The sequence below is a fragment of the Acidovorax sp. JMULE5 genome, assembly GCF_013376875.1.
Taxonomy (GTDB): domain Bacteria; phylum Pseudomonadota; class Gammaproteobacteria; order Burkholderiales; family Burkholderiaceae_C; genus Acidovorax; species Acidovorax facilis.
The window spans coordinates 3,671,906-3,684,160 of record NZ_CP035951.1 but is presented as its reverse complement, the minus strand read 5'-3'; the positions used below and the strand labels follow the sequence as shown (position 1 = coordinate 3,684,160).

The 12,255-nt window shown below is 64.8% G+C and carries 15 protein-coding genes; 10 read left to right on the top strand and 5 right to left on the bottom strand.

Features of this window, described 5'->3' with window-relative positions; all coding sequences use genetic code 11:
- Positions 1-107 precede the first annotated feature (107 nt).
- The 4 genes from EXV95_RS16740 (at position 108) to EXV95_RS16725 (ending at position 2,363) form a co-directional block, all read left to right on the top strand.
- Entirely contained in the window at positions 108-701 is a 594-nt protein-coding gene (locus EXV95_RS16740; RefSeq protein WP_255484769.1) for a Crp/Fnr family transcriptional regulator, read from the top strand.
- Between the two features lie 54 nt (positions 702-755).
- Complete coding sequence (locus EXV95_RS16735; protein WP_176887696.1) at positions 756-1,280, top strand: DUF1772 domain-containing protein; 525 nt, start codon at positions 756-758, stop codon at positions 1,278-1,280.
- A gap of 110 nt (positions 1,281-1,390) precedes the next feature.
- Positions 1,391-2,005 (top strand): NADPH-dependent FMN reductase, encoded by a 615-nt coding sequence (locus EXV95_RS16730; protein WP_176887695.1) that lies wholly within the window; start codon positions 1,391-1,393, stop codon positions 2,003-2,005.
- A 79-nt stretch (positions 2,006-2,084) separates the two neighbouring features.
- A complete protein-coding gene (locus EXV95_RS16725) occupies positions 2,085-2,363 on the top strand; it encodes a YkgJ family cysteine cluster protein (RefSeq protein WP_176887694.1) in 279 nt (92 codons plus the stop codon).
- 31 nt (positions 2,364-2,394) lie between these two features.
- Here the strand turns inward: EXV95_RS16725 and EXV95_RS16720 are convergent, their stop codons facing one another.
- From EXV95_RS16720 to EXV95_RS16710, 3 genes are all read right to left on the bottom strand, one after another.
- A complete protein-coding gene (locus EXV95_RS16720) occupies positions 2,395-2,763 on the bottom strand; it encodes a VOC family protein (protein WP_176887693.1) in 369 nt (122 codons plus the stop codon).
- A gap of 187 nt (positions 2,764-2,950) precedes the next feature.
- Positions 2,951-3,358: a VOC family protein gene (locus EXV95_RS16715; RefSeq protein ID WP_176887692.1), complete on the bottom strand. Its 408-nt coding sequence runs from the start codon at positions 3,356-3,358 to the stop codon at positions 2,951-2,953.
- A 141-nt stretch (positions 3,359-3,499) separates the two neighbouring features.
- Positions 3,500-3,958, bottom strand: a complete 459-nt coding sequence (locus tag EXV95_RS16710; protein WP_176887691.1) for a DUF4087 domain-containing protein — start codon at positions 3,956-3,958, stop codon at positions 3,500-3,502.
- A 155-nt stretch (positions 3,959-4,113) separates the two neighbouring features.
- On the opposite strand from EXV95_RS16710, the gene EXV95_RS16705 reads away from it, so the two are divergent.
- From EXV95_RS16705 to EXV95_RS16680, 6 genes are all read left to right on the top strand, one after another.
- Complete coding sequence (locus EXV95_RS16705; RefSeq protein WP_176887690.1) at positions 4,114-5,040, top strand: RNA polymerase sigma-70 factor; 927 nt, start codon at positions 4,114-4,116, stop codon at positions 5,038-5,040.
- A gap of 146 nt (positions 5,041-5,186) precedes the next feature.
- Entirely contained in the window at positions 5,187-5,651 is a 465-nt protein-coding gene (locus EXV95_RS16700; RefSeq protein WP_121508892.1) for a carboxymuconolactone decarboxylase family protein, read from the top strand.
- Positions 5,652-5,815: 164 nt separating this feature from the next.
- Positions 5,816-7,426, top strand: coding sequence for a tail fiber domain-containing protein (locus EXV95_RS16695; protein WP_176887689.1), 1,611 nt, complete (start codon positions 5,816-5,818; stop codon positions 7,424-7,426).
- Positions 7,427-7,437: 11 nt separating this feature from the next.
- Positions 7,438-9,156, top strand: a complete 1,719-nt coding sequence (locus EXV95_RS16690; protein WP_176887688.1) for a tail fiber domain-containing protein — start codon at positions 7,438-7,440, stop codon at positions 9,154-9,156.
- Positions 9,153-9,857 carry an Ig domain-containing protein gene (locus tag EXV95_RS16685; RefSeq protein WP_176887687.1) on the top strand — a complete coding sequence of 235 codons (705 nt, stop codon included), beginning with the start codon at positions 9,153-9,155 and terminating at the stop codon, positions 9,855-9,857. The genes EXV95_RS16690 and EXV95_RS16685 overlap by 4 nt, the downstream gene beginning before the upstream one ends.
- 539 nt (positions 9,858-10,396) lie before the next feature.
- Positions 10,397-11,167, top strand: a complete 771-nt coding sequence (locus tag EXV95_RS16680) for a class II aldolase/adducin family protein (protein ID WP_176887686.1) — start codon at positions 10,397-10,399, stop codon at positions 11,165-11,167.
- A gap of 239 nt (positions 11,168-11,406) precedes the next feature.
- Here EXV95_RS16680 and EXV95_RS25180 read toward each other — a convergent pair whose 3' ends face one another.
- Together EXV95_RS25180 and EXV95_RS25175 are read right to left on the bottom strand one after the other, a co-directional pair.
- Positions 11,407-11,562, bottom strand: a complete 156-nt coding sequence (locus tag EXV95_RS25180) for a DUF4926 domain-containing protein (RefSeq protein ID WP_370460275.1) — start codon at positions 11,560-11,562, stop codon at positions 11,407-11,409.
- Positions 11,563-11,693: 131 nt separating this feature from the next.
- Positions 11,694-12,011: a DUF6883 domain-containing protein gene (locus EXV95_RS25175; RefSeq protein ID WP_370460274.1), complete on the bottom strand. Its 318-nt coding sequence runs from the start codon at positions 12,009-12,011 to the stop codon at positions 11,694-11,696.
- Positions 12,012-12,255 lie beyond the last annotated feature (244 nt).

Below are 12,255 nucleotides of genomic sequence, written 5' to 3'. Positions count from 1 at the left end.
CAGGCACCCTCTGCCTGAGGTGCTGCACACCGGCCCTGCTGAGGGTGGGCGCACTTGGCGCCCCAGCAGGCAACCCGCGATTTTCCCACTTTGCGAAGGCTGTGTCTGTGCCCCCTTCTCTCCCCCTGTTTCTGACGCAGTTGCTCGGGCCACCACCAGAGGCCATCGGCACCTGGTGGGCCAGCGCCGAGCGGCGCGTGTTCGAACGCGGCCAGCCCCTGCTGCGTGCAGGCGAACACTGGCGGCACCTGTGGTGGGTGGAGCGCGGCGCGCTGCGGCTGTACTACCTGGACCGCGACGGAGCCGAATCCAACAAGAACTTCTTTCTGGACGGCGCCCTGTGCTGGCCCATCACCCCCACACTGCGCCAGCAACCGGTGATGTTTCACGTGGAACCTATGGAAGACAGCGTGGTGTGGGCGCTGCCCTTGCCCACCCATCCCAGTGACCCTCTGCCCAGCGCGGGCTGGTCACCGTGGACTGCGCTGGAGCACCGGGTGCTCTGCGCCCTGCTCGACGGCAAGATGCAGCGCGAGCAGGAGTTCTTGCAGCTCAGCGCCCGCCAGCGCTACGCCCGTTTGCTGGAGCAACACCCGCAATGGGCCGAGCGCATCGCCCTCAAACACCTGGCCTCGTACCTGGGCGTGACCGACGTCTCGCTGTCGCGCCTGCGCAGCGAGATGGGGCTTATCAAAGGATAAGGCGCAGAGCACGGGCCTTCGGCAGAGTGCGGGCATCTCCCAAAAGGACCGCCCATGACCGCCATCCACCACCCTAACAACACGCCTGTCCCCCTCTCCCTCATCCCCCACACCCTCGCCGTCCTGTGGCTCGGCCTCATGGCCGGGTTCTTTGGCACCTACAGCGCCAACGTCAACCTGGCCACGCTGCAGATGGATGGCGCCACCTACGCCACCGTGCAGTCGGCCTTCAACCGCAACGTGCGGCACGCCCTGTTCTTTGCGCTGTTCTTTGGACCACCGCTGTGGTGCGCGCTGGCCGTGGCTACGGCCTGGCGTGAACACCGCACACTGTGGTGGCGCCTGCTGGCCGTGGTCGGCGTGGCCTACCTGCTGGGCATTGTGTTCTTCACCCAGCAGGTCAACCTGCCACTCAACCACACCACCGAAGCCTGGAACCCCCAGGCCCTGCCCGCCGACTGGGCCAAAGTGCGTGACCAGTGGAATGCTGCCAACCTGTGGCGTGCGCTGCTCAGCCTGGGCTGCTTTGCCACAGCGCTGGGGACGCTGGTGGGGCGGCTTGCCGGTCGCGGCACGTAGATCGCTACATCCGCCCTGAACACCGTGCAGCCACACCACGGAATAACCCTGCCCGGCCTGCCTCGCTTGCAGGATTCCTGCCGTACGCCTGTGATTCAATCGCAGGCACCATGCCACACACGACCCCCTCCTCCCTCCTCATCTTTGCCGGCAGCACCCGCCAGCAATCCTTCAACCGCAAACTGGCCCACGCCACCGCCGCCATCGCACGCGACGCCGGTGCCAGCGTCACGCTGCTGGAACTGTCGGATTTCGACATCCCGCTGTACAACGCCGACCTCGAAGCCCAGGGCACACCGGCCGACGTGATCAGGCTCAAAGAAATCTTGTGGCAGCACCCCGCCTGGGTCATCTGCTCGCCCGAGTACAACGGCAGCTACACCGCCCTGCTCAAGAACACCATCGACTGGGCCTCCAGCCCCGTCAAAGGCAACCCTGATTGGCAAGACGGCGGCAAGAGCTTTCGCGGCAAAGTGGTGGGCATGCTCAGCGCCTCGCCCGGCGCCCTGGGCGGCCTGCGCTCGCAAAGCCACCTGGCCCCCTTGCTCATCAACGCCGAATGCTGGCTGGCGCCCAAGGCGTTTGCGCTGGGCTCGGCGGGCAGCGCGTTTGACGACAGCGGCGCCCTTATCCAGCAAGCCCACCGCGACCGCGTGCGCGCCGTGGTCGACCAGGTGCTGTGGGCGTCCAGCCGCCTGCACGGTGATGCTGCCGCTGGCCAGTGAACGCCAAAATTTGAGTCAAATTGGCCTCTAGCTCTTTCCCAATAAGCGCTAGCAGCTACGTAAATAATAGCAACCACCCATGAACTGCCGCCCCGGCTGCGGCGCCTGCTGCACCGCCCCCTCCATCAGCTCGCCCATCCCGGGCATGCCCCAGGGCAAGCCTGCGGGGGTGCGGTGTATTCAACTGGGGGACGATGCACGCTGCCGCATTTTTGGGCAGCCCGAGCGACCGGCGGTGTGCGGCGGGTTGATGCCGTCGGTGGAAATGTGCGGAACCAGCAATGGGCAAGCACTGGTGTATCTGACGCAGCTGGAGCGGCTGACGCAGCCCGGAAGTATTGGCGAACCGGTGGCGTAGCCGGTCCGTTTTCCATCGGGCGGGGTACCCACTACTTCATCGAGTGCAGCCCAACCTTGTTGCCCTCGGTGTCCACAAAATGGGCAAAGAAGCCGAAGTCGTTGCCGATCTCCGTCTTGGGCACCACCACCGCCCCACCCGCCTGCGCTACGCGCGCCAGCATCGGGGCCAGGTCCTCTCCGCCATTGAGATACACCATCGTCCCGCTCTGCGACGGCATACCGCCCTCGCCCTGCACGATGGCACCGCCCACGGCAGTGGGGTCGGTGGACAACATGCCCATTTTGGTCGGGCCCATTTCCATCGGCGCAATGGTGATGCCCAACACCGTCTCGTAGAAAGTCTTGGCGCGGGTGAAGTTGGTCACGGGGATCTCGAACCAGTTCAACGCGTGGGGCATGGTGCTCTCCTTGGAGTGGGTGAAATAGGAACCAGCACTGTGAACTCTTGCGCACGGCGAAGCAATCATGGACTGCCAATTTGCGCCATTGGCTTTTGATTTCCGTCTTTGGTAAAGGCCTCTGCAGCCATCAGATTCGCAATACATTGCGAATCTGATTGATTGCTGGTCCCAGCGCTTACACGAGCTAACTCTGAGGGGTCAGCGGACTGCGCCATGCAGCTCGCTGAATCACCACCCGGTACCCGTCCGCATCCTCAAACGTGCAGCCCTGCTGGCTCCAGTACGGATTGAACGATTCGACCTCCTTAAAGCCAGCGCCACGCATCGCCTGGCAACGTTCCGTCCACGCCTGATGATCGGGAACATAGAAGACAAACAGATCTTCGGGCGTTGACTGCGGCGTCACTGGGTGTCGGCGGCAGACGGTGAACTCAAAGTGGAAATCCGCGTCGCTAAGGCCCAGCATGGTCCCATCGAAGCCATCGTGGTCCGCAAAGTGGGCGAGTTCTTCGAAGCCCAGGCCTTGCTTGTACTGGGCGACAGTGCGGCAAAGATCCAGCACGGGGCGCGCGATTCGCAGATGAATGCTCATAACTGGGGTGGTTGGTGGGCGCGGCCTCACTATAGCCACCGCAACAAGAAGACCCACGTGGAAGGACCGTGTTTTTTGGCCTGGAATTTGGCTTGATGGCAATGCCACACCCACCGCCAACTGCCACTCCCCCTTCCTTCTTCAAGGCTTCGGCAGCGCCCGGTCCTCCCGGCACGCCTTCAACGGCTTCGCCGTCGCCGACGCAATGCGCAGCACCCGCCCGTCGCCGCGGTCCACCACCACCTTCATGCACGCACACCCGTAGCCATAGTGGCCATTGGTTTTCTTCCACTGCGCGTCGGTGAACACGGGCCAGTCGCCTTCGGCACTGTCTCCACCCTGGGTGGAGACCACCCACTCGCCATCACGGTCGGTCAGGGTGGCGTTGTTGGGGGTGGGGTTGTGAAACCAGCCGCAGCGGTTTTCCAGCGGCTGGGCAACACCAGCGGCGGATAGCGGTGTTTGCGATTGGGCCTGGACTGGGGTCGCCCACGGCACCAGCGCGAACAAGAGCGTTGCCGCCGCCGCCTTCGCACCGTTCCCTATCCGGCCCGCGCGCGGGGTTGCTTGTGCGCTCCGGGTTGCGTACAAAGCTGCCATTTCTGCATCCTTTCCATTTCAGGTCAAAAGTGCCTCTAGCGCTTATACAGCAAGCGCTGACAGCTATCAAAACAAAAGCAACCGCGGAGACCTTGTCACAAGACAGCGACCTCCAACGTCTGTAAAAGACCCACAGGTCTCTCACGCACCCCACCATGACCACACAGCCCGCATCCGCCGCCCCACCCGCGACCGACCCCTTCACCACCCTGCGCCCCCGCCTCTTCGGCATTGCCTACCGCATGCTGGGCGTGCGCGCCGATGCCGAGGATGTGCTGCAGGACGCCTGGCTGCGGTGGAGCCGCCAGGACGTGGCACTGCTGCAGTCGGCCGAGGCCTGGCTGGTGACGGTGGTCACGCGGCTGTCCATCGACCGGCTGCGGGCGCTGAAAGCCGAGCGCGAGGCCTATGTGGGCTGGTGGCTGCCCGAGCCGCTGGTGGAGCTGCACGACAACCCCACCGGTGATGCGTCGCACCACAACACGCCGGAGGCAGCCGCCGAGCTGGCGGGCGAGCTGTCGGTGGCCTTCTTGTATGTGCTGGAGCGCCTGGGGCCCGAGGAGCGCGCTGCATTCTTGCTGCGCCAGGTGTTTGACTACGACTACCCCGAGATTGCCGCGCAGCTGGGCAAAACCGAGGCCAGCTGCCGCCAGATGGTGCACCGCGCCAGCGAACGTGTGCAGCAGGCGCGCACACGCTTTGAGGTGCCCCACGCCGTGCACCACCAGTTGCTGCAGCGTTTCATGCTGGCCGCCAAAAGTGGCGACCGCAACGCCATCGAGGCGCTGCTGAGCGAAGACGCGCAGCTGATTGGCGACGGCGGCGGCAAGGTACCGTCCTTCCCCAAGCCGCTGGTGGGGCCGTTTCGCATTGCCAACCTGTACTGGGCGCTGTTCCGCCGCCTGGGTGCGCAGGTGGCGTACCGCATGGCGCTCATCAATGGCGAGCCGGGGCTGCTGCGCTATGTGGATGGCCACCTTGAATCGGCGCAGGCATTTGTGACGGACGGGGAGCGGATTATGGCGATCTATGCAGTGCGCAACCCGGACAAGCTGGCGGGCATTCCGGCCACACTTGGGTGAAATCTCTTGAGGATTTTTGGCGCCCCGTGTCACAGCGGCAGACCTGGCAACGTCTAACCAGTATGAAAGGCAGCAACACCACCGCCGCCTTCATGCCCAAGGTTTATCTACCCCGGACCATTGCCACCAACATCCAAGGAACCGCCATGTCATCGACCACCCAACACACCGCCCGCCTGCCCTATCACAAGCTGTCTTCCAAAGCCTTCATGGGCCTGGTGAGCCTTTCCGAAACCATCAAGAAGGGCCCGCTGGGCGCGCGCCTGGCCGAGCTGGTGTTTCTGCGCGTGTCGCAGATCAACGGCTGCGCATACTGCATGGACATGCACTGGACCTACCTGGTCAAGGACGGCATGGACCCGCGCCACCTGAACGCCGTGGCGGGGTGGCGCGAGGCGCCGTTCTTCGGCGAGCGCGAACGCGCCGCCTTCCGCTGGGCCGAGATCATCACCGCCACGCCCCACAGCGATGCGAGCGACGAGGAATACGCCAAGCTGCAGGCGGTGTTCAACGAAGCGGAAATCTCCGAACTGGGCTTTGCCATTGGCGTGATCAACGCGTGGAACCTCATCAACGCGGGCATGCGGGCGCCGATTCCGCAAGCGGGCTGAGCACAGGCGCAGGGCTTTTCCGCAGCGCGACCCCTGGCATTACTCGATTGACGATCTGGCATCGCTCGGCCAGACTCGTCGCCACTGATGGGCCGCTGGTTCTGCGGGCGGCAATGGCCATATTGGCGCCCTGGGCAGCCCCTGCCCACCTTCGAGAAAGCCCCATGAAACCCCTGCACCGAGCCACCATCGCCCTGATGGCAACCCTCGCGGCTGCCACCTGCGCTGCCCAATCCCCCACCCAGGCCATCTCCACCGCGCGCCAGGCTGACCGCATCACCTGGACGGCAGCGGCCCCCCACGGTGCCGCCAAGCTGCGGCTGGCGCGCCCGGATGGCACGGTCAGCGACCTGCCGTTTGCGCGCGGGCCCGTGGTGCTGGAGCCCCAGCGTGCAGGGCTGGCCGATGGTCGCTATTTTTATGAGTTGAGCCTGGAGCCCCCTGCGTCCATGGACCCTGCCCAGGCCCAGGCCACGATGCAGCAGCGCATCACAGCGGGCTCGTTCGTGGTCATTCAGGGCCAGTTGGTGGTGGATGCAATCGAGCCAGGCGCCCCTGTGCTGCCCACCAAGACCGGCACCACCTTCACCACCAAGGACCAGGTGGTGCCCGACGACCTGATCGTGCAGGGCAGCCTGTGCGCGGGCTTAGATTGCGTCAACAACGAATCCTTTGGCTTTGACACGCTCCGGCTCAAGGAGAACAACCTCGGTATCCATTTCGACGACACCAGCGCTGGCGCCTTTCCGGCCAACGACTGGCGGATCCGGGTCAATGAGCCCATCTCGGGCGGGGCATCGTATTTCACGGTCGAAGATGCCACGGCCAACCGCCAGGTCTTCACCGTCAGTGCTGGCGCCCCCAGCAACAGCCTGTACGTCAGCTCGACGGGCCGGCTGGGCCTGCGCACTGCCACGCCGGTGCTGGACGTGCACACACTGACCGGCAACACCCCCGCCATTCGCCTGGAGCAGTCGTCGGCAGGCGGCTTCACGGCGCAGACCTGGGACATTGGGGCCAACGAGGCCAACTTCTTCGTGCGCGACGTCACCAACGGCTCGCGCCTGCCCTTGCGCATTCGCCCCGGCGCGCCCACCAGCAGCCTGGACATTGCGGCCTCGGGCGCAGTGGGCATAGGCACCGCTTCGCCCGGCGCGGCGCTGCACGTCCGGCGCACCGATGGCACGGCCCAGGTGCTGGTGCAGGAAACCAGCGGCACCACCGCCCCGCGCACGCTGCTGAACCTGGCCAACAACGGGCCAGCCGTCTTGCGCTTTACCACGGCACCGGCCACAGGCTGGGACATGACGTCAGGCACCGCGCTCACGCTGGCCACCCAGGGCGCTGGCACCCCCCAGTTCACGCTGGCGGCCAACGGCAACCTGGCAATCACCGGCACGCTGAGCACAGGCTCCAGCCGCACGCTCAAGACCGGCATCGAGCCGGTCAATGGCACCGCCCTGCTGGAGAAGGTGCTGGCCCTGCCGCTCTACCACTGGCGCTACAAATCCAGCCCCACACAAGAGCGCCACGTCGGCCCCATGGCCGAGGACTTCCGCAAGATCTTCCAGCTGGGGCAGGACGACAAAAGCCTGGCCCCCGGCGATCTGGCCGGCGTGACCCTGGGCGCCGTGCAGGCGCTGGCCCGCAAGGTGAACGAGCGCGAGGCAGACATCGCCGCGATCCGGGCCCGCATCTCCCTGCTCGAAGCGCAGATGGCCCCAACGGGCGCTTCGGGCGTGCCCACCAAGAACACCACGCCCGCAGCACGCTAGGGATTGCCAACATGCCAATCCACCATTGCCTGCCCCTCCTGACCAGGCTGCGGCCCCGCGCTGCCACCCTGGTTGCCGCCACCCTGGCATCCCTGCTGAGCCCACCCCTCGTGCACGCACAAACCGGCAGCGAAGCGCAGCCCCCCGCCATTGCGGCACGGCTTCAGGCCACCCGGTTGGAGTGGACCCCCACCGCGCCCCATGGCCGCGCCGTGCTGCGCATCGCCCGCGAGGGCGGTGCGCCCCAGGACCTGGAGCTGTCCGGCCCGCTGGTGTTGTCGCTGCAAGACCATCCCTTGCCCGACGGGCGCTACACCTACGAGCTGACGCTGGCCCCCACCACCACCGCCGTGCGGCCCGACGATGCAACTCCCGTGGCGGCCAACCCCGTGGGCGCCTCCAGCGCTGCCGGGCCCAGGGGCGCCATGCTGGCCGGCAACGTGTCGGTGGCGGGCGGCGCGTTTGTGCTGCCACCCGCGCTTTTGCCCCCGGGCGAAGGGGAAACAGCCGACGGCCTCACCGAGCAATCCGCCCCATCTTCAAAGGCCGCCCGCACCCAGCGGCTTGCCACCAAAGACCAGTTTGTCGCCGACGACCAGATCGTGCAAGGCAGCGTGTGTGCGGGGTTTGACTGCGTCAACAACGAAAGCTTTGGCTTCGACACCCTGCGCCTGAAGGAAAACAACCTGCGCATCAAGTTTGAAGACACCAGCGTGGGCGCGTTTCCCGGCAACGACTGGCAGATCATCGCCAACGACAGCGCCAGCGGCGGGGCCAGCTACCTCGGCATCGACGATGTCACGGGCGGCTTGACCCCCGTGCGCTGGCTGGCCGGTGCGCCCGCCAACAGCCTGGTTGTGGACCCACAAGGGCGCGTGGGGGTGGGCACCGGCGTACCCGTGCTCGACCTGCATGTGCTGTCCTCCAACACCCCGGCGCTGCGGCAAGAGCAGAACAACACCAACGGCTTTACGGCCCAGACCTGGGATGTGGCGGGCAACGAAACCAATTTCTTCGTGCGCGATGTCACCGGGGGCTCCCTCCTTCCCCTGCGCATCCGGCCGGGGGCGCCACATGCCAGTGTTGATATTGCGGGCAACGGCAACGTCGGCCTGGGCACGCCGCGCCCTGCCGCCCCGTTGCACCTGCGGCGCGCGGACGGCAGCGGAGCCCTGCTGGTGGACAACACCGCCGCCGCCGCCCTGCCCCGCGTGCAGATGGAGCTGCAGAACAACGGCGCCATCGCTGCGCGGCTTGCGCATGGCACAGGCACCGCGTACTGGACGCAACACGCCACGGCTTCGGCCTTCAGCCTGGCGCCCAGCGGCAGTGGCAGCAATGCGCTGTCGATGCAGGCAGGCGGCGGCCTGATGGTGGCCGGCACGCTCAGCCAGGGCTCCAGCCGCACGCTCAAACACGACATCAGCCCGGCCCCGATCCATGCTGTCCTCGGCGAAGTGTTGAACCTGCCGCTGTATGCCTGGCGCTACCTGAGCGATCTCAACGCCAGCCTGCACCTGGGGCCCATGGCCGAGGATGTACACCAGCGCTTTCAGGTGGGCGCCAGCCCCCGGACGCTTGCGCCCAGCGATGTTGCCGGCCTTGCGGCCGCCACGGTCCAGGCCCTCCACCAGAAGCTGGCCGCCAAGGATGCAGAACTCATGGCCCTGGCAGAACGCCTTTCGGCCCTGGAGCAGCAGCTCGCGCGCAAAAACGGGGGCGCGCGATGACGGCCCGCGCAGCGCAGGCACTGCGCACCGGCTTACGCCGCTTCACCACATGGATCGGCGTTGCCAGCCTGGTGCTGTGGGCCGCCGCCGCCGCCGCGCAGGACATCACCGTTACCCCGTCCAGCATTCCCACCCCCGCGCTGGGTGTGCCCTACAGCGTGACCTTTGTCGGCAACGATGGCGTGGCGCCCTACCAGTTCCTGGTGAGCGCAGGCCTTCTTCCGGCGGGCTTGAGCCTGTCGGGCACGGGCGATCTCACGGGCACGCCCACCAGCTCGGCGCCCTACAGCTTCACCATCACGGTGTCCGACGCCCTGGGGCGCGAGCTGGACCTGCTGGGTGCAGGCACCGTGACAGGTGCGCTGACCATCACCCCACCGCCCGTGCTGGTCGCGAACACCGCCTACAGCGGGCAGATCCAGGTCACCGGAGGCACCGGCCCCTACACCTTCACCGTGAACTCCGGCCCCCTGCCCCCGGGCATGTCCTTGGGCCCCAACGGCCTGCTGAGCGGAACACCGACCACACCGGGGCTCTATGTCCTGGTCATCCAGGTCACGGACGCCAACGGCCTGTCCTCCACCATCACACTGAACCTCCAAGTGATGGCCCTCTCCACGGGGATTCCGGTGAACGATCCATGGATGCTGGTGCTGGCGGCGCTGGGAATGGCCTGCATAGCCCTCGCGAGGCGGAGGTAGTGCGGATCGGGATGGGCTACAAGGCGTCTTTTCTTGCCAATAGCCCGGCTATTGGCAAGAAAAGCAACGCAGTAGACCGCCCGAGACCGCGCTATCACCGACCGCAGGGAGTTATGCAGGACATTCCTGGAGGCTGTCGGACTTGGAGCGTCGAAGCGAAAACTGGCCCCAGCGAGGACAGTTTTTGCCGGATTTGCAGCCCCATAGCCGAGCTATGGGGCAAAAAGACGGTAAAAAATGGACCGCTGCGGCCGATTTGCAGCCGACGATTTCCAAGTCCGACAGCCTCCTAGGGCTGGGCTGGCTGGGGCGGTGCCAGATGCGGCAGCAGCAAGGGCGCGGGCACTGATGGCCGGGCAGGGCCATAGCACGAAAATTCAACAAAATTCGGCCCTAGCGCTTTGTGGACGGTCGTAAACAGCTATATTTTTAATAGCAATCCGCAAAAATGCAGCACCTGTAGCCTGCCTGACAGACCAGTGCGCCCCATCGCCCTACAGTGGCGTTTCCCATTCCTCAAAAAACGGAGACACCACCCCATGCTCAACATCCCTTCGCTGCAAGAAAGCGTCAGCCCCGAAGAATGGCAGCTGCGCTGCGACCTGGCCGCGTGCTACCGGCTCGTTGCGCTGTACGGCTGGAGCGACCTGGTCTTCACCCACATCAGCGCCAAACTGCCCGAATCGGTGTCGGGGCCCGAGCACCAGTTCCTCATCAACCCCTACGGCCTCATGTTCGACGAGATCACGGCATCGAGCCTGATCAAGGTGGACATGCAATGCAACAAGCTGCACGACTCGCCCTTCCCCGTGAACCCGGCAGGCTTTGTGATCCACAGCGCGGTGCACGAGGCGCGGCCTGAGGCGGGCTGCGTGCTGCACACCCACACGCGTGCCGGTGTGGCCGTCAGCGCGCAAAAGGGCGGCGTGTTGCCCATCAGCCAGCAAAGCACCTTTGTGCTGGGCTCGCTGGCGTACCACGCGTACGAGGGCGTGGCCTTCCGCGACGAAGAAAAGCCACGCCTGCAGGCCGACCTGGGCGAGGCCAACTTCCTCATGCTGCGCAACCACGGGCTGCTCACCGTGGGCAAGACGATTGCCGACGCGTTCCTGTCGATGTACACCTTCGAGAACACCTGCCGCATCCAGATCGACGCGCAGGCAGGTGGCGAGTTGATCGCCGTAAACCCCCAGATCGTGAGCGGCGTGGCCCAGGCCATGCGTGTGCAGACGGGCGGCCTGGGCGGCGCATTTGCCTGGCCCGCGCTGCTGCGCAAGGTGGAGCGCGACCTGCCAGGCTGGAATACCTGAGACGTCCTACAGCCCCCGGCAGCGGGCGCACCAGAAGGCCTTGACGGTGTCAACGCTGATGCCGAGGGTGACCACAAGGCCGATCTGGTTGTGCGCGTTGAGCGGGAGGGTGCCTGGAAAGATGGGCCACCCTTTGCCAGTTGGGCCGTTGTGCAGGAGTGACCGCATGATCGTCTGGGATGCGACACCTAAAAAAGTCGGAGCGGGCTCAATGCCCTGCAAGGCATGACTTCTCAGCTCTACGCGGGACGCGCCTGGATTTCTGCAGCGGTCGCAGGTCGCAATTGCTCTGGTAGTAGCGCGAGCTGCCCAATAGTTCTCCCCAATGCGTCGCAAAATTCAACCTCGTACGCTAAAGCAGGTTCGGCGTATACATCAATCACAGCCCCAACCATACCCGCACGCAACCCCTCTTCTGGTATGTCACGTATCAATGTAACCACATCAAAAATTGAAAGCGCCACGATATTCCTCACTTCACGTATGCAGTTGCAAGCCTAGGCGCGGTAGATCCCGGATCAAATACTCAACCGGTTCTGACTACAGCGATATTCCCGTTTGGCCCTGTGATCGACATGTCTACTGTGAAACGTTGCCCAAACTGGTCCGCTTTGCCCAGCGCAGCGGAATTGGTCAATACGCCTTGCTGAATTTTCCCGATTAGCTGATCTGCATTGGATTGGTTGTAACCGAGCACTGATTCAAAGACCCTTGCCTTGTCGCCACCTACAGGAGGCAAAGGATTCAATGCATAAGACGTCAATTTTTTGGGATTAATTACGGCTTTTCCAGCATTGGGAAGTGGGCCGTCGACAGCTTGTATCACTCCCCCCTTTGGCTCCATTGCTCGAAACACCCCCACATCCGCCCCAACCTTTGCCTGCTTCAGCGTCCAGTTGTGCCGCCTTGGTCCGCAGACTGTCGTAGATCCTGTCGCGAGAGAAATCTTTGCCCTAGATTTGCTTGTATTTCAAGGCTGCGGCTCTCCACTCTGCTGCGCTGCATTTCTCAGCGGGCATTTTCGACATCGTCCCCAGCGCCATGACTCGCTGGTGCGGATACCAATCCATCTGTACAACTTTGTGCAA